We start from the raw sequence: 25,888 nt of genomic DNA, 5'->3' as shown, positions 1-25,888 counted from the left end.
GACCCTTTCTTATTGTTCAAATGGCTCTGGTGCCTTCAGTGTTGGCAACAACCCTTTGACACGGGTGAGGAAATCTTCCACCCAGAAATGATATCCCACCCCTTTGCAATGGAGAGACACCCCTTCTATATGGGGCGTGTTGGTATATTGGTCTAGTTGTTCGTATACCTCTTCATAACGCTTACTGGTGCCACGGGTGAGCACATAGCACACATTGGTGAATTTTTTGCCATGCTTGCGCATAAACACACGCACAGGACTGCAACACCGCCCTGCCCAAACAGGACTTGCCACAATCACCAAACGGTATTCGTTCAAAGGCCGTGCCGTTTTAAAGCCAATGGTGTGCATAGGGTGCTTAGCAGAGGCGTGCATGCCACTTTTAATAAAGCCAATTATCCCATTGCGCTCCACGTTATCATGGATTTCCACCACCTCAGCATCCAAGACCTTGGCAATGTCCTCTACTGCAGTTTTGGTATTTCCCGTGCGGGAATAGTAAATGCAAAGAATATCTTTCATCTCTTGCATGGACGTTCTCCTTTATTCTGCTTGGGCGCTTAACTCTTCCCAGCGTTGGTAGAGCTGTTCTAGCGCCAATTCTTGTTGTTCTTTTTCGGCCAACAATGCCGTCAACAGTGCATAGTCACAGGCCGCATCCGCCATGGCCGTGTCCAACTCTTCTAATGCCAATTCTGCTTTGGCAATGTCTCGCTCACAGTTAGTCAAGTGTCGTTTTGCCGCCATTTGAGCTTTGTTCCCTCTTGGCTTCTCTGTTTTTAGTGTAATGGTTTTTTCCTTTACAGCACTTGGTTGTAAGTGTTTTTGTTGCACTTCAATGGCCTTCATCTGCCGATATTGGGCGAAACCCATGGGATAATCGGTGATGGTCTGATCGCTGAGCTCCCAAATACGAGTGGCAAAGCGATTGACAAAATAACGGTCATGGCTGACAAATAGCAATGCCCCATCATACCCTTCCACCGCCTCTTCCATCCACTCACGGGAGGCGATGTCAAGGTGGTTGGTGGGTTCGTCTAAGATCAGAAAATTAATCTCATCATCCATGAGCATACAAAGACGCAAGCGACTTTTTTCGCCACCAGAGAGCACCTCCACAGGCTTAAATACATCTTCCCCTCGGAATTCGTAAGCTGCCAAACGGTTGCGCGCGCTTTGGGCGCTGATGCCACGCTTGGCACCCATCACATTTTCCACTAAGTTCCAATCAGGATGGTCAAAATGAATAATTTGAGGCAGATAGGCCGCCTTCACACTAGGTCCTAATTTAATGCGCCCAGCATCAGGATATTGCATATCCATCAGCATTTGAATCAAGGTGGATTTACCTGTGCCGTTGTCGCCAATGAGGGCAATGCGCTCGCCCCCTTCCATCCGCAGATTCACATCAGAAAACAAAGGCTTGTCCGCAAAGCCTTTAGTAAGACCTTTCAATGCCAACACTTCATCGCCGTGAAATTCCAAGGACTGAAAACGGCTATCCATTTTCCGCGCCTTGGTGGGTCGGGCTGTGGTACGCATTCGCTCAATCCGCTTTTCCATGGAAAAGGCACGCTTATGGAGCGCATCATTGCCCATAAACGCCCACAGATGAAGTTGGTCAGCCGCACGGGTCAATTGGTCAATTTTAGCTTGCTCTTTTTGATATTGCTTCATCCGCTCTTGGAAGCGACGTTCCTTTTCTACCGCATAAAAACTGTAGTTACCGCTGTAAAACTCTGCCTGTCCGTCAGCAATTTCAATGACACGGGTCACAATTCTATCTAGGAAAAAACGGTCATGAGATATGGCCACCACGGTGCCATGAAACCCAGCGATATAGTCCTCTAACCATTCAGTTGCGTGCAAATCCAAATGGTTGGTGGGTTCGTCTAAGAGCAAGATATCGGTGTCTTCTAAAATCAACCGCCCCAAGTTCACACGGGTTTTTTCGCCCCCAGAAAGCTGTTCAAACAGTTGTGTGCGCATGGCGGTGTCAATAGACAAACCAGAGGCGATTTTATTCACCGCCACATCGGTATCGTAGCCACCAAAGGCTTCAAACCGCTCAGACAGGGCACCATAACGGCGCAAAATCCCCTCATCACTTTCCCCTGCCTCCATTTGAGCAGTCAAGGTTTCCATTTCCTGCGCCAAATCGTGAAGCCGTCCAAACGCAGAGCGCAACACATCCTCCACAGTGAACCCATCCGGATAAACAGGGATTTGAGAAATCAGCCCCAGACGGCGCCCTTGTCCCACACGGATGTCCCCTTCGTCGTAATCCATTTCACCAGTGAGAATTTTAAAAAAGGTTGATTTGCCAGCGCCATTGCGCCCTAGCAAGCCCACACGTTCTCCTTGGTCGATTTGAAAGGTCAAACCGTCTAATACGTTTTTGCCCACTTCAAAGGATTTTATAAGGTTTTCGATTTGTATTTCAATCATGAATGTCTAATTCCTTCAAATAATTCACCACATCTTCAAAGTGCATGGAGAAATGGGAGGCCTTCACAAAGACCAATGTGTCAGGTAAAAACGCCTTGCCGATGGCATCATAGGCGTCCTCTTTAGTGGCAAAGTGAACCACATTCCCACCAGCGTCTCGGGCACCTTTTTCCATATCAGCCGCCTTGGCGCCAATGGTGATCACGAGGTCAAGCCCCAAAGAACCTGCCAGTTTACCGATGGTATAATGGGCTTCTTGGGTGTAATCCCCCAGTTCCCCCATGTCACCAATGATGGCGATTTTTCGTTTGGCTGGGGTACTCTTCAGCACCGCCAACCCAGCTTCCATAGACTGGGGGCTGGCATTGTAGCAATCGTCTAACACAATACGATTTTGTCCTAATCGCACCACATTCATGCGGTTGTCCACCCCACGATAGCCTGCCACTCCAGCTTCAATTTCGGCTTTGGATAACCCCAAAAGTTCACCAACAGCCACAGCCATGGACACAGGGTATATCATGTGCTTACCCAATGCGTGAATGTGCAACTCATAGGTGTTTTGGGCGGTTTGCACCGTACAGGCGATGCCGTCTAACCCCAAATCTGTCATGGCGGTCACTTGAATGTCGCAATGGTCACTGGTACCACAGCGAAGAATTTTTTGGGGCAATTGCACGGTGTTCAACAGTGTGTCATCGCCGTTTAAAATGGCTACACCCTCTGGTTTCAGTCCCTCAAACAGCTCACTTTTGGCTTGTAAAATCCCATCTCGGCTCCCGAGAAACTCCACGTGAGCATCGCCAACATTGGTGATAATGCCAATATCAGGTTGTACAAACTGTGCAAGATATCGAATTTCACCAAAGTGATTCATCCCCGTTTCAATGACGGCCACTTCATGCTCTGGACGCAGACCAAAGAGCGTCAAAGGGGTGCCAATGTCGTTATTGTAGTTGGCAGGGGTTTTATGCACCGATTTTTTTACGCTCAAAACAGCGGAAATCAATTCTTTTGTGGTGGTTTTCCCTACACTGCCAGTGATTTGCAGAAATGGGATTTCAAACCCATCACGGTAGGCTTTCGCCATGTCACGCAAGGCCAATCGGGTGTCTGGCACCACGATATATGCCTTTTCCGATTGTAGTGTCTCTGGCAATCGACGGCAAATGGTGGCCACCGCCCCAGCTTCTAGGGATTGGTCAATGAAATCATGTCCATCAAACCGTTCCCCCACCCACGCCACAAACAAACAGCCTGCCGTAATGGCACGACTATCGGTACACACAGCGGTGACAACCGTGGTCACAGCTAAATCCGTATGCAATGTACCACCCACAGCGGTGGTGATTTGGGCAAGGGTCATCATAGGGCAGTGTCTCCTTTTTTCATGGCTTGGTTGACAATTTCTTGGCACAGCTGTTCATAGCCCATGCCCACGGCAGCAGCTTCCTTGGGAAGCAGACTCATGGCTGTCATCCCTGGTAGGGAGTTGACCTCTAGACACCAAAACTTACCGTCTTCGTCTAGCATCAAATCTGTGCGTGAGTAGCCGCTAAGCCCCAACGCATGGTGGAGCTGCAGGGCATACTTCCCAGCCAATATGCTTTGCTCAGGGGTCAACTCTGCAGGACAAACCTCTTGGGCTCCATGGGCTTGGTACTTGCCTTCATAGTCAAAGTTTCCCAAAATTTCCACAGGTGGCAAGGCGGTTTCTCCTAGCACGCCCACCGTGAACTCACGGCCTACAATCCGCTGTTCCATTAGGACTGTAGCGTTAAAGCGACGCACATCTTCCAGCGCAGAGGCCAATGCTTCTCGGCTTTCTGGCAAGTACACCCCCAAAGAAGAGCCGCCGTTTGCCGCCTTAATCACACAGGGCAAGGCAAGGCGAGACGCCAATTGTGGAATGTCCGCCTTGGTATACACCAACTGTTCCCACGCTGGTGTGGGGATGCCAGCGGTATCCATCATTTTCTTGCTAATCACCTTATCCATGGCCATGGCAGAGGCCAAATAGCCTGAACCAGTGTAGGGAATTTCCATCAAGTCTAGCATGGCTTGCACACGACCATCTTCCCCATCTTGTCCATGGAGTGCCAAAAACACCAAGTCTGCTCGGGCACAGGCAGCTAACACACCAGCGCCAATACGCCCAGAGCCTGCAAATTGCCGACAATTACGCACCGCCTGCAAATCAGGAGCCGTACTATCAATGGCGGCCCCATCTGCCATAGGCAACGCAAACACAGCATCTGTGCTTGCCACCATTGGGTCTAAGCCTAAAAATAAATCTATCACCACACTGCGGTGTCCCAACCCTCGCAAAGCAGTGCAAACAGCGTGCCCACTTGCCAGTGATACCGACCGTTCTGGCGATAAACCGCCAGCCAATACTAGGATTTTCATAGTTGCCTCATTTCTAAATGGGAGTTGCAATACGCTATTAGTCCATCTTATTATAATCTGTATTATTTTATCACAGTTTCAATGGAATTACAAGACAAATACACAGTTCCCTCCCAATTTTGAGCCGTGTGAAAACTTTAAAATTTCTGCTTGCTTTTTCAATTAGCTCATGCTATAATACGATAGAAATTGAGAAAGATTCTCAAATTAAACAAGGAGATATACCATTTTGAAAAATCTAAAAGCAACCGCACTATCCCTACTTTGCGCATCTGCACTGCTCACTGGCTGCAGCTCTGCCTCCACTGGTACCACCACCAATACCGCCGCAGAAGGTGGTTCCTTACAAGTGGTCACCACCAACTTTGCCGCTTATGACTTTGCCCGCGCCGTTGCAGGCGACTTGGCAGATATTTCTATTCTACTCCCCCCTGGCACTGACGCTCACTCTTATGAGCCCTCCCCTGCCGATATCATCAAAATTGACCAAAGTGATTTATTCTTGTATCTGGGCAGCGAATCCGACACTTGGGTTGACACCGTGCTGTCCTCTGTTTCTAGTGATGTGAACGCTGTGCGCATGATGGACGCAGAGATCACTCTGGTGGCAGAAGATGCTCATGATCACGACCATGACGAAGAAGAAGTCACCGAAGATGATCACGACCACGACGAAGAAGTCGCCGCAGAAGACGACCACGACCACGACCACGACGAAGAAGTCGTCACTGAAGACGACCATGATCACGACCACGACGAAGAAGTCGCCGCAGAAGACGACCACGACCACGACCATGACGAAGAAGAAAGCACTGTGGTTTCCTCTACCTTCACTGACTTGGGCGCCGTCACCAGCTATGATGAGCACGTTTGGACCTCCCCTTCTAACGCTGCCGCTGTGGTGCTGTATTACGCCGACGCTTTTGCTGCACTAGACCCTGACAATGCAGACACTTACCATGCCAACGCTGAGGCTTATGCTGCTGAAATCACTGCCATGGGCAATGAATTCACCGCTTTCTTTGAAACTGTCAGCGAAAAGCTGATGGTGGTGGGTGACCGCTTCCCCTTGAAGTATTTTGCCAACGAATATGGCATTGAATACTATGCTGCCTTCCCCGGCTGTAGCACCGAAACCGAACCCTCTGCTGCCACCATGGCCTACTTGATTGACTTGGTGAATGACCGCAGCGTGGAAACTGTATACTATATTGAATTCTCCAACGGTTTGGTGTCCAACGCTATCTCTGAGTCCACTGGCGCACAAACTGCCGAATTCCACTCTTGTGAAAACTTCACCCAAGAAGAAATTGACAGCGGTTTGACCTATGTGGATTTGATGTATCAAAATCTAGAAACCCTGCAAGCTACCATGGCTTAATCCTTTGTAACAAAAAAATCCTATTGCAATTATGCAATAGGATTTTTTTTCGTCATTATCATGTTGCGCAATTGTGTCCTGCCATCTAATTCATAGGTTATTTGCTCCCCAAAGTCCACCATGCGCTCTTTGATGCCTGTCAACGCTAAAGCCTCACTTGGTTGTTGCGCCAATTCCATGCGACAAAACCGACTGGGCAGGTAAAATCCTTTGTTCATCGACAGGGCTGAAATCACCTGTTTTGCCACAATATCCCCACCTGAATACCCCGACACCACCAAGGCATACACCGCCTTATGGGTGAAATCTGTGGTGCGGTATAAAGCGGTCAAGCGATTGATGCAAGCCGTTAAATTGGCAGATAAGGCATCGTTATAATTGGGGCACAACAGCATCACGGCCTGCGCCTGACGCAAGGCTGGATACACATCATCCACCATAACCCCACCATAAAAACACCGTCCCTCTTCCCCAAAGTGCAAACAGGTGGTATAGGGGCAACCAGCACAATCTGACACCGCCCCATTGCGCAGTCCAACTTCCTGCACCGTCCACTGGGTTGGCAATTGATGCTGTACCAACGACCACAAATCCATGGTGTTTGACGGCCCGTAAGTGGACGCATGTAAGGTGAGCAGGTGTGGCGTTTCTTGGCGCGGTGGCGCAAAGGTGACAATGCGCGCAATCAAATCTGAAACCGCTTTTTCGTACGCTTCTAGCAACGAACAGTCACCATTGCTGGCTTGCACCGTAAAATTATCAAGGGTGGCCACCCCTTCTACCAACGACCGACCCACAAAGGTACAACCAGCGCAGTTGGCGGCAAAAACGATCTCCCGCGCCACCGACTTGGTGTACAGCGCATTGGCACCGTCCACCACAATCCCAGCCACAGACCCTTCCAAACAATCGGTGCACTTACGCAAGGTAGAGAGCAAACTATGAAGCCCATCACAAAGGCCAATTTTATCTAAAGATACCGCCAATAATAGGCGCTGATTTTGAAAAGAATTGGGCAGCGCTGTCAATCGGTTTTCACCCCAATAAGACAGTAGTTTTTCAAGCCGTGGATTGGGTGTGCCCACGGTGATAATGGTCAATTGTTCCATCTATACCCCTCCTTTTTAAAAATTGTCTGTAAAGCCTTTTCACTTTACCCAATGTTATATAACTGTGCTTGTGTCTCCACCAGACGCTGATAGAGTGCATCTGGAATAGTCTGGGTCATCACCTCCACCCCATAGGGTGTAAAGCGGTTGCGCGCCCCAAACCAAATGCCCCCAAGGCACACTGAGCTCTCGTGATACTGCCCACGAAGCGCACAAAGCAACTGAAATGCACCAGAAGACAATGCTGGCGCCACATAGGGCTTATACCCCAATTCTCGTATTTTCAAATTGGCTGTAATAACCTGAATGGTCAACGCTTCCGACAGCGCATGGTCGTACGCATCCAGTGAATTTGCCACCACCAAACCTTGTCCGTGGGGGCCGAAACTACGCACAGCGTCAAGTTGCTCAATGCCAGCTTCCTTGGCGTAATACATCGCCCGTGCCTGCATCACCCCTAGCCCAAACCCTTGGACTTGTTCAGGCAACAAACCCATACCGTCCCATTGTCCATCTTCCCCTTGGTTTGACGCTTCATATACTTTGCGGCACAGGGGGTCAACAGGGTCAGAGAGCACCATGAACAACCCACCAAAATGGGCTTCACGGGCCAGTTTGCCATAATGGGCAATCAGTTCACGGTTGGCCCCTAACTGCGCCATCCGCACATCGGCTATATCACTGCCCACCGCAGGAATGGTTTTTGTGGCGGCAAACACCAACACATCACAGTCAAATAACGCTGTCCCAGTGACTGATTCCACCGTTGGCATGGCGGGGTTGCCATCACAGTAGTTCACCTGCCCCAATTCCTGAACCCACCGCTCTACAGAGGCTGGGTTTAAATCAAACAGACCAATGGTTTCAATGCAATCGCCACCCAACAGTTTAAGCCCTGTGGCAAAGGTGCCGCCCACATCCCCCACGGCCACCAAATGGACACGGAGTTTCCCCGTTGGTTTTGCAATGGGTGATAGCAATTCTCGCCACCGAGGGTGGTTATAATTCACTGCCGACAAGGTGCCCTTTGAAATGCGCGTCAGCACCTCCACAGGCAATGGTGGCGCCAAAGGCAACCGTTTCGGGTCAAGCCAAGCCACCGACTCCCCACTGCTGACCAACTGGGCAGGATGGGTCACTCGGAACTTTGCTCGATTTTCTTGGCAAGGCAGATGGGTTAAATACACCAAAGCCTCCCCCTCTTTTGGTGGCGCCACCTCTGGGAAGTCCAGTGCCGTCATAGAGGCGCAAAGCACCCCTTCAATACAATAATAATTCATCATCATCACTCCAATATACGTTCCATACGAGACAGCAACTGTAAGTCATTGTCAATACAAGTGGATGCCACCGTCAACGCGTCATAATGCAAACAATTACCCTTATCTGGGGACATGGGCAAAATCACCGCTTCCCCCAAATGAGACAAATTCAAGTTGCGCGCATAACGCTGGCGATACTCTTCTTCGAGTGCCTGCACAATATCTCTTGCGTTTTCAAGGCAAGTTTTTGAGAATTGGAACACCGCTTGCTTATCACACCCGTAGTACATTTTGGGATAAGCATAGGGTAAAATCATATTCACTGCTGGGGTTAGACCCGACACAAAGGAAATGGTGTCTGCAACAGCATCGCCACCTATGAAGGGATACATCGTGGACTCCACAAACCAAGAGCGGAGATTAGGCACAAAATACACACTGTCGATGGCTTGATTTAAATCTATCATCAAGTCTCGTCCGCGTCCAGATAACAGACCCACCAACACCATATCCACATCCACTCCCTCTTGCTTGCACAAGGGACCAATGGTTTCCATGCGATGACCTGTATGAAGCAAGTCATCCACCAGAATCACTTCTCGACCAAACGAACGGATGGCGCGCATTTGGCTTTCCAAGGGGCTATACCCCATAAATTCCCCAATGGTAAAGTCTTTAAAGTCACTGGTAAACACCTTAGACGTATGTATGGTCTTGGTGACGGTGTTGGGAATGGCATTGCCACGCAATAATTTGCCAAAAGGCACACACATCTTCTCACCCAGTACTCTAGGGTGAGTGGGTAATGCTGGTACGCGGTTGCGTTCTGTAATTTTTTCCTCCATCAAATGGTGCACAACCTCTGCATTCAGGCTCAACACCAAGCTTCCGGGATATAGCGCTGTCAAAGCCCGTTGCAAGGCTTTTTGCCCTTTGGCAATCGCATCTAACACCCGTGGACTAGAAGCAAATGGCTCTTTCAATGTCGTAACCATATTTTGCAGCACCACCGCTGGCGCACGGATATCCACCATCATCAACGGATAACCTTCACAGCGCAAAAATCCTTGTCGCTCTAGCAAATCTAAGCGCTCTTCCTGTTCTCCTGTCCATACCGCATAGCTACAATCTTGTCCCAGTGCATGGTGGAAGGTTTCAGTTAAGAGCCACTGCTCCATGGCTTCTCGTTCTAGATTGGGACGCACATCCATGCGATTCATCAAACAAATCCGCCCTGCTGTGTGGCGGCGCACATAGGTGGCTTGGTCTAAATTCTTCAACACCGCAAGCAAATCAGCATTACTAACACTTTGATAAGTCAAATACCCTACAATTTCTGTTGGCTCACCGAAGGGGTGCATCACGGTCACCTCTCGCCCTGCGTCATAGGCTGGCACATCAGCAAATACCTGTTGCAACAATTGCCATTGATCCTGCGTGGGATGTTCCAAAGTAACACAGCGGTAATCCCCTGCGCTGACGAGATTTTTAAACTCTGGTTCTCGCAAATAGAAACCGCCATCTTGAATATACTCTTGGGCTGTGGCGTCTACCAAGTGGGAAATGTCTCGCCCCAAGTCAATATTCTCTCGAATGAGCGTGGAGCTAACTGTTTCTAAATGATGTGGCAATTGTAGCGAAATCACATCCCCCAAAATACTGGGATATTCCTCTTTCACACCATCACGGCGGAACACCAAATGATTCAAATGATGAACGGAATGTTCCACTGGTGGCAGACGATAAGACGAAGCGTTGAGCACCACATCTGAACCCATGGCCAAGTACACAGGGCAAGGGGCAAAGGTTTCTTTCAAGCGCTCTAAATCCGCCGGAGTCGCTAAATTCACAGGCAAATCATGGGGGTAAATATAAACATTGAACATATCCGCCACAGACAAACTGATGATGTGACGGCGCACAAGGGATGGCTGGGTTTTTTTCGACCAAGAAAACTCATCCACTGCCAAATACACCCCAAGCCCTTGGGCACAAATGGCCTCGACAATCCCTTTATGAGACAAAGAGAACGGGTCAAAGGTACCGGGGAAAAATGCAACTTTTTCAGGTTCAACAAACGTGAATTCCTCACCTTGCAAGGTATAACTGACCACATAATGATACAAACTCCGCAAGGCGGCGGTGGTATAAAACAAGCCCGTCTGCCCATTTTTATGCTCACCCATCAAGAACAGAATTTTTTTCAAAGACATGGGGAACAGCGTAGCCTTATCCGCTTCTGGCAAACCATTTTCACCAAATAAATCTTCCCCTAAAACACGCAAGCATTCTTGCCGCACAGCCTTTTGCTCCGAGGCCAAACCTTTGAATAACAGCCCCAGCAACACACGTTGCCGCTCTGGTGTATTATATGGACTACGACTCAAATGTGCCAAGGTAGTGCCAATGGTGGACAACGCCGCACAAACTGCATTGGTGCCTTGGGAGGGTAAAATTTTCTCCAAATCCGCAATGACCTCATCCAATTCTTGTTGGGGTAACTGCAAAATCAGCTGCCCTAAACAAGGGGAAATGCACTGGGTCATTTCTGATTGCTCCCCTTCCAAAGCCTTGCACAGTTCCACCGCAATTTCGTTGCGTTGCTCCGGAGTTAGTCGTGGTATCAATGCCAACAGTGCTTGTCCTGCCAACATTCGTACCACCAGATGTTGGCTCACACGCAACAGATTGGAAAAATGGGTGGCAATATGTAGCGTAATGGCTTCGCCGCTTTGTTGGCCTTGACTTGCCAAATATTCTACACCAACCGCTTTGATAATCCAATGCGTAGCGGCTTTTAGGTTGTCTAAGAAAACAGTTCTAATGGTTTGATTGCGGTGCAAAATCTCTTCCAAATCTCGCCGTGGAAACCCCAGTTCACGCGACAATTTTGCCTGCAAATACAGCAGAGGAATCACATTGTTCCACTGAATCTGCTCCACACAGGCTTCCACTGAATCGCGCTGTTCTTGATTTAAATAGGGATGAATCTGCTCAAAAAGTTTCAAAACCGCAATTTGCTGGGCTGGATCTTCGTCTTCTGCTTGCCAGTATAAAGCAAAGGGCACCAGTGGCTCCAAGGTTTTACCATCCATACACGCAAGGGGCAAGCCATGAATGGCATCTAGCAGACCAAAGGCCGTGTTGGGGTTTGACTGTTCAGGATGGTCAAAGCAAGAGAGCAAAATATCGGAAAATCTCGGGAAATCTTGAGGGCTACAACTGCTTAACAGAGACTGGGTCACTGTTTTGGCTTGATAGCGAATTAAGCTCATTTGACGGGGTGTCAATTTATAATCAGGCTCTACCAACTTATGCAAATACAAATCCCACAGTTCAAAGGGACGATTGCCTTCTACGCTAGGAGGGGCATGTACGGGACGCTCTTTTTTATATCCCGAGACAAAGCGGGCGAGAATTTGACCCATAGTATGGGCGGCACGCCGCCGCACATCCCCATCAGGGCACAGCAACAGCTCGAACAAAAACGCCAAGGTCTGCTCTTTTTGGGCTGGGGACAAATAGGAATGATACTCTTGGAAAATAGAGACATAGGCACGGAGTTTGCCATAATTTTTCTCACCACGGGCAGATTCTAGCGTGCTGACAAAGAGCTTTTGTCGCGTCAATTGGTGCATCAATTGCAAGTTATGTTCCACCGTTGTATGGCGGAAATATGCCAAAGTTTGCTCTGGATTCATCAATGCCACATGACTATCTGCCATCAAATCAGGCGCAGGTGCGTTGTCTTGGGCATCAAATCCAAAGGATTGCAAATACTGCTGAAAATCCATCATTTTGGCATACACAAAGCAATAACGCAGGCGTTTTTCCTCGTCCACATTGTCTAACTTATTTAAAATCACACCAAAAGCTTCTGTTAAGCTATATACCTTTACATACTCTACACCGTCTAGATAATATTGCTTAGAACGGAAGTCAGCATACACCAACAGCAACGACTCTGCCGACAGGTTTTCCAACTCCAAATCCCAAGTGGAATGGTTGGCGGCAATGTGCCCAATTTGCAACAAATCTTGACGAGCAAACCATTGGTGGGTGTAATAATAATGCAAATACGGCACGGCTTCCCCTTTTTGGCAGCCAAACTTCCCAAAGTCGTGACCTGCAGCCGCACCAGAAATCAGTCCCAAGTCCACAGTGCCACCACCTGCTGCCAGCACCCGTGCGGCTTCCATAGCCACATGATGCACCCCAGCGATATGCCCTAAGGTGCGCCACGGTGTCAGCTCATCACCCAACCGCAACAATTCATAAACATACTCTTCTCGATAGACGGTCAAAAAGGCTTTGTAATCCTTAGCAACCCCACTGTGTAGCAATTCCTCTGGCGAGCAAAATACAAAGTCTACCAATGGGTCAAAGTCTGCGCTCTCACGCTCTATGTCCAGCATTACCTGCAAAATCTGCAACCCAAATAAAGCGGCATCTTGCTGTTGTACTGTCAAGGCGCTGCTCTCTTGGGGATACATCAGTTCTTTGGACATGGTAAAACAAGCCTCAGCCCATCCGGCTTGTGGTTCTGGTGCCAATACACTCAGTCCAGTGCCAATGGCATCAATCACTGCCACGGCAGAAATACGCCCTTCACTGGGCAACAATGGCGTCACCATAGTCTGCCAATCCAGCTGTGGATGATCACCACCTTGCAAACGGAATAAAAATCCAAGGGCATTTAAGGCCCGCTCAATACGCTCACCCATGTTATCCATACAATCCTCCTAAAAATAGGCATCTCTTTTTATCCCTATTGTACAACACTTTGCCTAGATAAAAAAGAGGTATTTACAAATTTACATAAAAAAACCTGCCAGCACCAAAACGGCACTGGCAGGTAACATAAACTCTATTAACCCTTTACGGCTGCGAGCAACGCATCCACACGGTCGGTATCTTCCCAACGCACATTCAAATCAGTGCGTCCCATGTGACCATACGCGGCCAGAGGACGATAAATGGGGGTGCGCAGGTTCAAATCACGGATGATGGCAGAGGGACGCAGGTCAAACACCTTTGCCACTGCATCTTCTAGCTTCCCGTCGCCTACAGTAGAGGTGCCAAAGGTATCCACCAAAATAGACACAGGTTGGGCCACGCCGATGGCGTAAGCCAATTCCACTTGGCAACGCTTGGCAAGGCCTGCTGCCACAATGTTTTTCGCCACATAACGAGCGGCATATGCGCCAGAACGGTCAACCTTAGTAGGGTCTTTCCCAGAGAAAGCACCGCCGCCGTGAGGGGCGCTACCACCGTAGGTATCCACGATGATTTTACGACCAGTCAGGCCAGAGTCAGCCGCAGGACCACCCTTGACGAAACGGCCAGTGGGGTTGACGTAAATCTTGGTGTTTTCATCCAGCATATGAGAAGGAATGATGGGCTCAATGACGTGATGCACCATGTCTTCACGGATTTGTTCCAGTGTCACATCGGGGTTATGTTGGGTGGAGACCACCACAGCATCCACACGGACAGGTTGGTTGTTTTCATCATATTCCACGGTGACTTGGCTCTTGCCGTCAGGACGCAGATAGGTCAAATAGCCCTTTTTGCGCATATCGGTCAGACGCTTTGCCAGCTTCTGAGCCAGAGACAGAGGCAGAGGCATCAGTTCTTCTGTTTCGTCGCAAGCGTAACCAAACATCATACCTTGGTCACCAGCGCCGTGGGACAGTTCGCTGTCTTCCCCAGTTTTGTGCTCCAAAGAAGCATCCACGCCCATGGCGATGTCGGGGGATTGTTCGTTGATAGAGGTCATGACGGCACAGGTTTCACCGTCGAAACCGATTTTACCGCGGTCATAACCAATGTCCATCACCACTTGACGGGCAATTTTAGGGATATCCACGTAGCATTTGGTGGTGATTTCACCCATAACATGAATCATGCCAGTGCAAGCGGTGGTTTCGCAGGCCACACGGGCGGTGGGGTCTTGTGCCAAAATGGCATCCAACACTGCGTCAGAAATTTGGTCGCACACCTTGTCGGGGTGGCCTTCTGTCACAGATTCAGAGGTAAATAAATAGTGTCTTGCCATAAAAAAGTTCTCCTTTGTAACCTTGCCCTCATCCAAAAGTAGACGTAAAAAAACACGCATTCCGTAGACGAAATGCGCAAACCAATGGTAGTATGGTGTCCTCATCTGTCGCATTCGTCGGATTTGGCACCTTGCTTTGTACAGGTTGCCGTGGTTTCATAGGGCCGTTCCCTCCGCCACTCTTGATAAGGGGATGTAATTGTCTATACTATAGTATCAAATTCCAGTCAAATGTCAAGTGTAAATTTATAAATTTTTAAAATTTCAAAAAAACACATGACTTTTTCACAGAAAAAGGGTATACTGTACCCAATCACCCCACGCAATGGAGGAATATATTTTGAATAAGTTGACCCAATTTATCAACCGCTTCCCGTATAACCACCCCAACTTTGGCATTTCCAATTTGATGAAATACGTGGTTTTGTCCAATGTTCTGGTTTTTTTACTCTACACCTTTTCTGATTATGGCGCTGTTTCCTTTTTGGCATTTAACTGGGATGCCATTTTAAGCGGCGAAGTTTGGCGGCTGTTTACCTATGTGCTCATGCCCAGTTCTTATAGCGCGCTGTCCTTTGCCATCACCGCTTACTTATACTATTTTATTGGCAACATTTTAGAGCGAGAATGGGGCACTGGTCGCTTCACCTTATATTTTGTCAGCGGCGTGGTGCTGACCACCATTGGCGCTGTCCTCTCCTGTATCATCGCTGGCGATAGCATCACCTTCAGCGGCACATCCTATTTATATACCTCTATGTTCATGGCCTTTGCCATGCTCTACCCAGACAACCAAGTGCTGTTGATGTTTATCATTCCCATTAAAATGAAATATCTGGCGGTGGCTGGCGCGGCATTGTTTGCTTGGAACATGGTCTCTGGCCTTATCACTGGCAACTGGTTCTATGTGATTGTGCCCCTGTTTGCGCTTTTAAACTTTGTGGCCTTTTTCTTCGAGCAAATCTCCTCCGCTTTTGGCTATTACCAAAAACGCTCCCAGCACCAACACTCCGCCCAAACCATTCATTTTAAAACTGCTGCCAAAAAGCAAGCCCAACAGCAAAAAAAGCAGGGCTATCGCCACAAATGTGAAGTCTGTGGCCGCACCGATACCGACTACCCCACCTTGCAGTTCCGATATTGCTCACGGTGCTCTGGCTACCATTGCTACTGCGAAGAGCACATCGCCAACCACGACCACCATACCGATTAAAAAAGGATGCCGAAACCCACGTTTCGGCATCCTTTTTTTATCCTTTTCTCTCTGCCCTAAATAACCAGTCTGGCATTTTATCAACCCAGCCTTCTAGCCGTTCACGGGGCAGCAAATAGTTAATCAAAAGCGACATCAGCACCCCTGTGCCAGTGTCGAATATACGGCTAAGGGAATAGGTAACATACGTATCCACTGGGGTGTTGAACAAAATAATGCACAGCACCACACCCCCTGGTTGCACAGCGCCCACCCAAAAATACTGAGATATCACAATTAAAATCACCACGCCGATGAACAGTAGCGGCACCAGCATCCACCAAGATTCTCCATCTGGGTAAAAAATCAGATACACCCGAAACAACCCCATCCCCAAAAAACCACCAATAACAGTGCCAAAAAAGCGATTGCCCCCGTGAAGCTTTGAGTTTTCCAAGTCATAGCCCATACCAAAAATGGCACCAATGCAAGAAAACGTAGGGTTTCTATCAAAAAAATGATACACCAAAGCGCAAAGTGAAGCTGATAGTGCAGTTTTAATATTTCGCAGCCCAACGGTGGGCAATGTGATGTGCTTGTGAGACATGGTATTTTCTCCCTTTTGTCATGATTTAAACCTATTGCTATTCATTTTTTATCCCACGGTAGTATAGCATAAAATTTCCCAAAAATCTAGTATTTTTTACATACTTTATCCATTCATATCATGAAATAATATTTTTTCGGACAATTATAGGACAAAAAGAGAGCATATTCCGTGTATATTGTATTTTTACAGTGTTTATATGTGAAAAAGTTGTGAATTTTCCTTGACACCACCATTTTAAAGTGCTATGCTTTAACCATAATCATTGTCATAATTTGACAGATATAGTACCTATTTTATGGTATAATCTGTTCTATTTTGGCAAAATTCAAACAGAAAGAAGTGTTGTATCAATGAGGAGAAAACAATCAAGGAAACGGATTTTGGCCTTACTAATGGTACTGACAATGCTTCTGGGTCTTTTACCCACCACTGTCTTTGCCGCAGACGGACTCACCGTGACTGCAAGCTATTCCCCCACTGACGGAACCGCCGTCTCTGGCGCAACCGAAATCACCGCCATCAGTGAAGAAACCATTGCACTGAAAATCGACTATACCAAGAGCACAAATGCTGACTCCACCATTGTCATCGACCTGCCCTATGGTGTGGACCTTGTGTCTGGCCCGGGCATCGCCTCTGTCAGTGGCACCACCGTCACCATGAAGTCAGAATATGACGCCAGCTACGCCTCCATATTCTCGACCACCATGCCTACATGGGAGGCAAACACATCCCTCGGCGTCACCAACGCCAGCGGCACCCTTACCTATTATATGAGCGCGTTAAACAGCTCCTCCTTCACCATCAACGTTGCTGTCAACGCTGACTATGTGCCCCAATCCAACACCGATAGCGTGCTGACAACCCTGCTAGGTGATATTGAGGTCACTTTGAACGACAACAACGGTTCCACCTCCTCCGAGAAAGTCACCATCAGCGCTGAAGGTCAACCAGCCAACGCGCGCTTCACCAGCTTCACCGTTCGTGAATACGTCAGCGATAGCTTGGACATCTGGAACGTCACTCAAAGCAGTGCCATCTATAAGACCAACTTGGTAGACGGCAATGTGGACACCGTGATGCTCTCCATCGTCTTAGACGCAGACGACCCCTTTGTATCAGGCGGCAACACCCAACTGTATACTGCCTACGCCACCTTCGATCTTGAAGTGCCAACAGGGTCTACAGTAACACCTGACGCAAACCACACTGCCACCAAAATTACATCCGTCACCGCTGGCACTGACCTTTACACAATCAAAGTAAACACCTCTGGCGCTGGCATCAAAAGCGACGGTGCTACCCGTACCGACTTTGTAATGGTCACCTTGCCTAACACCACTGATAACGACATCATTTACACAGGCAACACCATCAACTTCACCGTTAGCAACCTAACGCTCCCCATCACAAACAGATATAATAGTGAAGACCCCTCATTTAGCACCACCACCTACACCCCAACCACCTCAGGCCAAAGCAACGACACCCAAACCGCCTCCATCGAAGTCATTGCCTTTGACCCCACCTACAGCATCACAAGCCACACTTCCACCAATAAAATATCCACCTCCAACAACTATTATTTTACAGACGACGGCGATGACTACGACGACTACTGGGACGCTGTGGTCAACCAAACCTTGATGAGCTTCTATCGTAAGTTCACCACTCCCTCCACCCAAGCCACCGACGGTAGCATCAGCACCAACCCTGTGAAATTCTCACTGGTGGCTGAACAGCGAACCGCCGCCACTGGTGAAACCGATGTTTACCTAGACATCGTAGACCAAATCAACTTCAACACCCCCTTCATCGGCACCAACAACCTGCGACAAAGCAACGAGCTGGTATCCCTAACTGTTGTTACCGACTCCTATAGCATGGAGCAAACAGAAGATACTGCCGACCTCTATGGCTCCACTGGAACCACCACCTACACCTTCACCGTCGATGAAATCGCTGCCTTCAACGCTGCCGTTATCGCCAACGGTGCCACTGGCATCGGCACCAGCTATAACTTTAATGCTGGCGGCATGGACGTAGCCGCACAAGATAGCGCTACATCTGGCAACGAAGGCCTTGTCCAATACTATTGGAACAGCAACGGTAGCTACTCTCCCATGTTCATCATCAAAGCCCCAGAGGGTGAGAGCATCATCAGTGTCGTGGCCGAATTCACTGGCGACACCGACATGTACGCAACCTCAGGCACCGCCTATGGATACAAAGTGTTAGGCTATCCCAAATCCCCCGAAATCGTCTCCGACACCTATAAAAGCCTGTACACCTTCTCTGTTTATCATGATGCCGATAACAATGGCAGCTATGAAGCCCAAATGGATTTGCTTTCTAGCACCGCTGGCACCAACGATTATTCCTGTGGCTTCCTCTGGGCTTCCCCAGAATTGTTCGACTTAACCGTCTCCACCTCCACCGCCAGCACCGCTTATATGTACAACACCACAGAAGCTGGCTTTGTATCAAGCGGTTTTGATAGCAGCAATAGCAGTTCTGGCCTCAAAGGCTATCAAACCTTAGGCTATATCGATGTGGTGAATAAATCTGGGGCCCTCCCCAGAGATTACATCACCGCCTCTGCTGAAATCGACACCGACAACGGCGACGTGGTGAAGGAAATCTTCTTCCCCTACCTTGTCTACGGCGGCGTGACACCAAACGTCACAGAGTTGACCTACACCTTAATTCCCATTGACGACGATGGCGCTCTGGATTTAGCCAATAAAACTGATACCGTGTACGACGGCATCAGTCAATGGACAACCACCCAGCCTGACGGCACCACCCCCACTTCCCCCACCTATGGTCGCATCGTGGCACCAGATGGCTATGCCTTCGGAAGCTTCAGCGTCACGCTGGACAACTGGACAAGTAGTGAACTTGCCTCCTCCACCTTCCAGCTCCGTGGCTATCTGGCTGATTCTGACGAATTGATTGAACCCGACGGCGGTCAAAACAACGACCAAAGCACCACTACCGACAGCCACGTGCTCACCATTTCTACAGAACAAACCCGATATAATGGCACTGTCACCTCCACCACCGTGGACACCAAGTTCTACACCGCTGACACCACCTATGCCAATATGCGTGTGTTGAACACCAGCAACGTCCCCCTCACCGCTGGTGGCGATACCTACGACACCACCGTCCTGCGCCCCGGCGTGGCAACAGAGGTTCAATTCATGCTCTTTGGCGGTCAAAACGGCAAAACCTACGACAGCTCTTGGCATGACATCGTGTTCACCGTGGTGCTCCCAGAAACCATCACCTTAAACGATATTTCTATAGGCGATTTCAAGCTGGAACACTACAAAAACTCAACAGAACTCCTCTCCTATATAGACACTGGCGAAACCGTCTCTGGTTTGGATACGGTGAACAGCCAGCTTAGTAGCCTCACCTCCGTAGCCAGCACCATTGAATCTAATTACTTCGATGTATCACATCTGGGCGTTGACACCGCCGCCAATGTCTATCAGTTCAAACTCTCTGACGACGACGTCAACCTCTATTGGACACGCCGAGACACTGGCAACTGGGACACCCACTCCACCTTCACCGTCACCATGACTGTGACCCCTGACCTTGATGCCGCTGGCATCGCCATTCCTTGGAGTGACGTGTTGATTCTGGGCACCGATTGCACCGAAACCGACGAATTCTTTGCAACCACCAGAAACTATGGCACCGTGGACGGCACAGCCGCTGCCCAATCCTCTTATTCCCAACTTGCAACTGGCGTGACTGACACCGTGGTTTACGGCGCTGACGACATTTACCTCTACATTGACCAAGACCCAGCTGTCACCGTGGAAGCCCATGTCTCTAGCACCGATGCCGATACCGCCAGCGATGGCACTTTGGTCTTTGGCCCCAACGACACAGGCACCTTGTACATCTCCATCGCTGACACCGTTTCCAATGACTTTGACGGCGGCAACGGCGACGGATACAACGACAACAGAAACTACGTCCTCATGCCACTGCCCACAGTCGCATCTACAAACGCACTGCAAACTGTGGCAGACTTCGCTGTGAAGTATACCTCTAGCTCCATGAATTACACTATAAAAAGTGGCGACGCAGCCCCAAATTACAGCGTAAACTTTGTAACGCTTACCGAAACAGAGTTGAGCAACTTAACTGATGTAACCGACCTTCCTGTTTTGTTCGAAACTGGCGCTAGTGGCTATACCTCTGGCAACAACGCCATCGTGGTGAAGATTACCTCTCAGCCACAGTATAGCACCATCGATTTGGAGATTAATTTCCAGCTAGACGACCATACGGCAGATGACTATGAATACGTCACCTTCTCTGGTATGACCTGTTATTACAGCACTGGCTCAGGCCAACTCCTCTATTTCAGTGGCACAGCACCAAGTACACAGAATCTGCAATCTATGCAGACACCACCTTGTATGCCAAGTTCGAGGAAAATGCCGACTACACCGTCAACTTTGTGTACAAAGACACCTTCACAGGTAGTGATTCCGTTCCAGACCCTGACACCACCTCTTGGAATGGCACCATCGACCTACCAGACGGCGCCCCACGCACTGGCTATACCTTTGATGGTTGGTATTACTACATCAACGGTACAGACTACGGCGAAGTCAACGATGAAACCATTTACAACACCTTGCCAAGCGCAGTCAGCGGTAGCGTCACCCTCACTGGTCTCTATACCCCCATCGTCTACACCGTGTCTTATGACGTGAATGGTGGTAGCGGTACCTACGAAGATGCACCCTACAACTGGGACGACACCTTCGCCCTACCCGAAACAAACCCCACCCTGACAGGCTACAGCTTCGACGGCTGGTACACCGCAAAAGAAAGCGGCACGAAAGTGGACACTTCCGACGACACATCCGAAGCTTACAACGCCAAAGACTTCGCCGACGCCGCCGTCACCGAAACCACCCTCTATGCTATATGGAGCGAGAAGGCGTACACCGTGTCCTTCGCCCTTGCTGACGGCACCGCAACAACTCCCACCGATGGCGCTAGCGGCCTCGCCGACATCACCGTGAAGTGGACTGAAACCTTCCCAACATTGGATACTCCAACCAAAACTGGTTACGAATTCATTGGTTGGTATTATGAAGATGCTGACCCAGATGTTCTCGTAGAAGCAGGCGACTACTTCAAGCAAGACATCGGCGATGTAACACCTCAAGCAATCACCCTAACCGCTCACTGGGAGGAACAATCCTACACCCTGACCCTAGACTACAACGACGGTAAATATGAAAACCGCACCTCCCACACCCACAGCTACGACTGGACAGAAGCACTGGATATCCCCGTTGCTGGAGATGATGACGTCCCCGTCCTTGCTGGCTATACCTTCAAAGAATGGCAAGATGAAGATGGCAATGTAATCGAGAACGGCGACCTCTACTCCTCCATCAACTCCACCACCGCCGACAACCAAACCCTCTACGCACAATGGACGGAGAACGAGTATACCATCACCATCACCTACGATGAGACCATTTACTCAGACACAGAACACAACACCTCAATCAATGCCACAGCTACCACTACTACTCCCACTTCTGTAACTGTCAAATGGACTGATGTATTGAGCGCCAAACTCCCCACCATCACCCCTGACACCGACGACGATTACTATTTCGCATCGTGGAAGTACGACGGCACAAGCCTACCCGACACTGTCACAACCAGCAATACCCTCACCTTCGGTGATGTCTTTGGCACACTGATGACCGACACCAGCGTCACCGCTATCTCCTTGCAAGCTCACTACGCTGTCACGTTGGTCAATGTGAACTACTACATTCCATTTGATAGTGATGGTGACTTTACCACCACAGTTACTGATTTCACCGTCGGCGCACCCTTGACCGTCGGTTCCATTGACCCTCTCTCTGTTGTGGTCAACAACATCCACGAAGACTTTGATGGCTATACCTTCATCGATTGGTATACTAACAGTGGCTATACGCAGACAGTCGAAGATAAAGCTGACAAAGAGGATATCACCCCCACCAATGTATTCGATTCCATAGTGCAAAACGAAACCTACTCCATCTACGGCAAATACGTAGAAAACGAGTACACCATCGAATATAATTTGAACTACACACCCACTGACGATAATGACTTAATCGATGATGGCGTATACAACTGGACAGAAGAAGTCGAACTTCCCTCCCCCACTCGTGAAGGCTACGAATTCACTGGCTGGTACGAAACCTCAACTGGCGATGACGAAATCGCAGACGGCACCTACTATAGCGACACCTTCGACACTGACTTTGATGATAGCCTAGATGAATACGGCAAGGGCTCTGGCACCGTATACGCTGGCTGGACAGCCAACACCTACACCGTCACCTACACCCTCAACAGTGACGGCGAAGCCGAAGGCACTAAGCCCAGCACCCAAACCATCGAATGGAGCGACTACCTAGTGGCTGACGACACCGCCTTCTTCAGAACAGGCTATGACTTTGAAGGTTGGAGCACTGAAGACGACACCGATGCCACTGAAGACGCCGATGATGTCATCGAAATCGGCACTGATGACACCCCTTACTCCGACTTGGCAGACGACGACGAAGATTACTCCATCGCCCTCTACGCCGTATGGAGCGCCAAAACCTTCACTCCCAGTTACGACACAAACGGCGCAACTGGTAACACCAGCATCACAGGCTCCGAAACCGCTTGGGACGCAGCCATTGACTACCCCTCCACCGAACCCACCAAAACTGGTTATGAGTTTGCTGGTTGGTACACCGCTGCAACTGGCGGCACCAAGGTAGCAGATGGTGAAACCCTCTACGCCGCTGTTGCTGGCACCAACGACACCACGGCCATCACCCTCTACGCACAATGGACAGCCGTCACCTACACCATTGACTTCATCGTAGACGGCGCCACCACAAAGGTGGAAGGCAACTGGTCTGACGCAATCACTGTAGACACCCCCAGCAAAACAAGTTATGACTTCACTGGTTGGTTTGACAGCGCTGGCACCACCCAAACAACCGTCACCAGTGGCTCTACCCTCTTCTCAACCATCATGGTCACCGACAGCACCACCACAAAATACCTCTACGCTTGGTGGACAGAACAAACCCCAGAAGCAGTCGTAACCTATGCCACCGAACTGCTCACAGGTTTAATCAGCGGTGCCCATTACACCATCACCATTGGCTCCACCGAGTATAATGTAACCGCAGAAGCCGATGGTTCCATCCCCATCCAAGAAGATTGGTTCGGCAAAACCCTTTCCATCACGAAAGACACCGTGGCCAACACCTCTTACACCTTCCCCAGCGATGCACAAACTCTCACATTGGAGGCAAGACCTGTCGCTCCCACCTCTAACCTAGCCGACGGCAGTAGCTATGTGGGCGGCGAAGTGTTCAAGCTGACTTGCAACACCGAAGATGCCGTCATCCATTACAGCATCTACGAAGAAAACGACACAGGTGTTGCAGATGACCACAACCTCATCGAAGATGGCGATTACAACGATGATTTGATCTACGCCATCGAAGAAACCTCCATCTTAGAGACTTACGCAAAGCTGTACATTGGCGACGCTGGCGATTATCTCCTCAGCGCAACCAACACCTACTCCTACACCATCACCCAAAACCTAGCTGTGGATTATGGTGACGTGGCCTCTAGCACCCTATTGATTAACTCCATCGATGACTATGATGGTGACGACTTCGACCTAACCGCCGAAGAACGTACCGCCCTCATCGCCGCCTCCACCACTGAAAATCTGGGCATCATCCTCATCGAAGATGTGGTCACCCAAGATGAAGAAGACATTCTTCTCTCCCAAATGCCCAGTGGCTACGAAGTGGACAGCGAATTCCATCTCCACGCAACAGTCAACGGTGTTGTCATCATGGCACCCGTGGATTTGACCACCACCATTTCCGTGGTTATCACCTTGGACGACTACTCCTCCAGCAAAACCTACCAAGTGCTCCACATGAAGCACGACGGCTCCCATGAAGGCGATGTGGAACTATTCAGCGAAGCGGAAGGCAACATGATCGTGGACAAAACCGCTGGCACCTTGACCTTGACTGGCATCAACTCCCTCAGCCCATTCATGGTCATCAGCAAAACAGCCTCTTCCTCTTTCTATCGTCCCACAACAACCACCACCACCTCCACAACCTCTACAACCACCACAACGTTGGATACGGAAAACCATTTCGCGTATATGCAAGGCTACACAGACGGTACCTTCAGCCCCAGCGCCAACATTACCCGTGCTGAAACCGTGGTTATGTTCTCCCGTCTACTTACCGAGCAAATGGATCCCGACGTTACTTACACCGCTTCCTTCTCCGACGTTACCTCAGATTTGTGGTACGCTGAAACTGTAGGCTTTATGGAACAATTCGGCATTGTCAACGGCTATGACGACGGTACCTTCCGTGGCGATAGCCCCATCACAAGAGCAGAATTTGCCGCCATTGCCAGCCGTTTCGACGAACTCGTGGATGCTGGCGAAAACCCCTTCTCCGATGTAGACGACAGCCACTGGGCCAGCAGTTATATCAACTCTGCCAGTGCCAAGGGTTGGATCACAGGCTATGAAGACGGCACCTTCCGTCCCGACCAAAACATCACCCGTGCCGAGGCAGTCACCTTGGTCAACCGTGTGTTGGATCGCTCCTGTGATGAAGACTTTGCAGATGAGTACATGGATGATTTGATTACCTTTAGTGATGTCCCCGACAGTCACTGGGCATTCTACAACATCCTAGAAGCCACCAACGGTCACGATTACACCAAGACCGACGACGGCGAAACTTGGTTGTCTCTCACCTAACCTCTAGCAACAAACAAGAGCAGATGCGAACGCATCTGCTCTTGTTTTATGTCTTATTCTTGGCTCAGCTTTTCTTTCAGTTGAAGCATTTTTTCATGAATCACGCCAACGGTGTAACCAAAGAAGGCATCGTCACGACCGCTAGGGTCGTCTAACCCCCAGTTTTCGCTGTAATCGCACACCAAAAACGGACAGCTAACGTTACAGCCCATGAAAATCGACACATCAGGCTGGGGAATATCTTCTAGCTTTTTGTTGAATTGGGTGGCTTCCATGTCAATGTCATAAAGGTTTTTCATCACACGGACAGCGTCTTGGTTAATCTGGTTTTTGATGATGGTGCCAGCGCTGTAGCTTTCAAACACATCGCTTGCCAATAACTTCCCCATGGCCTCCGCCATTTGACTGCGACAAGAATTATGGTTGCAAATAAAGGCAACCTTCGGCTTTTTTTGTTCCATATTTCAACTCCTTTTTAGAAAAAAATCTTATTTTCAGTATAAATTGTTTCCGCCCTCTTGTCAAGGTACTGTTTGACACTCAACGCAAAATCTGA

13 protein-coding genes and 1 riboswitch are annotated in these 25,888 nt (G+C 49.3%); of the genes, 3 read left to right on the top strand and 10 right to left on the bottom strand.

The window, feature by feature from the left end; genetic code table 11:
• Positions 1-9 precede the first annotated feature (9 nt).
• From RFF05_RS00830 to RFF05_RS00815, 4 genes are read right to left on the bottom strand one after another with little or no spacing between them, the layout of a single operon-like run.
• On the bottom strand, positions 10-531 hold the full coding sequence (locus RFF05_RS00830; RefSeq protein WP_409968562.1) for a flavodoxin family protein: 522 nt from the start codon (positions 529-531) through the stop codon (positions 10-12).
• A gap of 12 nt (positions 532-543) precedes the next feature.
• On the bottom strand, positions 544-2,448 hold the full coding sequence (gene abc-f / locus RFF05_RS00825) for a ribosomal protection-like ABC-F family protein (protein ID WP_409968561.1): 1,905 nt from the start codon (positions 2,446-2,448) through the stop codon (positions 544-546).
• Positions 2,441-3,817, bottom strand: a complete 1,377-nt coding sequence (gene murF, locus RFF05_RS00820) for a UDP-N-acetylmuramoyl-tripeptide--D-alanyl-D-alanine ligase (RefSeq protein WP_409968560.1) — start codon at positions 3,815-3,817, stop codon at positions 2,441-2,443. The genes abc-f and murF overlap by 8 nt, the downstream gene beginning before the upstream one ends.
• The gene (locus tag RFF05_RS00815; RefSeq protein ID WP_409968559.1) at positions 3,814-4,857 is read right to left on the bottom strand and encodes a D-alanine--D-alanine ligase; all 1,044 of its coding nucleotides are present in this window, start codon (positions 4,855-4,857) and stop codon (positions 3,814-3,816) included. The genes murF and RFF05_RS00815 overlap by 4 nt, the downstream gene beginning before the upstream one ends.
• Positions 4,858-5,086: 229 nt before the next feature.
• On the opposite strand from RFF05_RS00815, the gene RFF05_RS00810 reads away from it, so the two are divergent.
• The gene (locus RFF05_RS00810) at positions 5,087-6,238 is read left to right on the top strand and encodes a metal ABC transporter substrate-binding protein (protein WP_409968558.1); all 1,152 of its coding nucleotides are present in this window, start codon (positions 5,087-5,089) and stop codon (positions 6,236-6,238) included.
• A 29-nt stretch (positions 6,239-6,267) separates the two neighbouring features.
• Here RFF05_RS00810 and RFF05_RS00805 read toward each other — a convergent pair whose 3' ends face one another.
• The 4 genes from RFF05_RS00805 to metK all read right to left on the bottom strand — a co-directional run bounded on the left by RFF05_RS00805 (position 6,268) and on the right by metK (position 14,667).
• Complete coding sequence (locus RFF05_RS00805) at positions 6,268-7,347, bottom strand: NAD(P)H-dependent oxidoreductase (RefSeq protein WP_409968557.1); 1,080 nt, start codon at positions 7,345-7,347, stop codon at positions 6,268-6,270.
• A 44-nt stretch (positions 7,348-7,391) separates the two neighbouring features.
• Positions 7,392-8,627 carry a lactate dehydrogenase gene (locus RFF05_RS00800; protein ID WP_409968556.1) on the bottom strand — a complete coding sequence of 412 codons (1,236 nt, stop codon included), beginning with the start codon at positions 8,625-8,627 and terminating at the stop codon, positions 7,392-7,394.
• A gap of 5 nt (positions 8,628-8,632) precedes the next feature.
• Positions 8,633-13,342: a cytidyltransferase-related domain protein gene (locus RFF05_RS00795; protein ID WP_409968555.1), complete on the bottom strand. Its 4,710-nt coding sequence runs from the start codon at positions 13,340-13,342 to the stop codon at positions 8,633-8,635.
• A gap of 137 nt (positions 13,343-13,479) precedes the next feature.
• On the bottom strand, positions 13,480-14,667 hold the full coding sequence (metK, locus tag RFF05_RS00790) for a methionine adenosyltransferase (RefSeq protein WP_409968554.1): 1,188 nt from the start codon (positions 14,665-14,667) through the stop codon (positions 13,480-13,482).
• Positions 14,668-14,765: 98 nt separating this feature from the next.
• Positions 14,766-14,859: riboswitch (SAM riboswitch) on the bottom strand.
• A 148-nt stretch (positions 14,860-15,007) separates the two neighbouring features.
• On the opposite strand from metK, the gene RFF05_RS00785 reads away from it, so the two are divergent.
• Positions 15,008-15,880 carry a rhomboid family intramembrane serine protease gene (locus RFF05_RS00785; RefSeq protein WP_409968553.1) on the top strand — a complete coding sequence of 291 codons (873 nt, stop codon included), beginning with the start codon at positions 15,008-15,010 and terminating at the stop codon, positions 15,878-15,880.
• Between the two features lie 37 nt (positions 15,881-15,917).
• Here the strand turns inward: RFF05_RS00785 and RFF05_RS00780 are convergent, their stop codons facing one another.
• The gene (locus RFF05_RS00780; protein WP_409968552.1) at positions 15,918-16,466 is read right to left on the bottom strand and encodes an FUSC family protein; all 549 of its coding nucleotides are present in this window, start codon (positions 16,464-16,466) and stop codon (positions 15,918-15,920) included.
• Positions 16,467-20,955: 4,489 nt separating this feature from the next.
• On the opposite strand from RFF05_RS00780, the gene RFF05_RS00775 reads away from it, so the two are divergent.
• A complete protein-coding gene (locus RFF05_RS00775; protein WP_409968551.1) occupies positions 20,956-25,332 on the top strand; it encodes an InlB B-repeat-containing protein in 4,377 nt (1,458 codons plus the stop codon).
• Between the two features lie 53 nt (positions 25,333-25,385).
• Here the strand turns inward: RFF05_RS00775 and RFF05_RS00770 are convergent, their stop codons facing one another.
• Positions 25,386-25,793: an arsenate reductase ArsC gene (locus tag RFF05_RS00770; RefSeq protein ID WP_409968550.1), complete on the bottom strand. Its 408-nt coding sequence runs from the start codon at positions 25,791-25,793 to the stop codon at positions 25,386-25,388.
• Between the last annotated feature and the right edge of the window lie 95 nt (positions 25,794-25,888).

The organism is Bengtsoniella intestinalis (genome assembly GCF_039719005.1).
Lineage (GTDB): Bacteria > Bacillota > Clostridia > Oscillospirales > Oscillospiraceae > Oscillibacter > Oscillibacter intestinalis.
The sequence above is the reverse complement of the archived record's forward strand: the minus strand, read 5'-3'. Positions and strand labels throughout refer to the sequence as shown.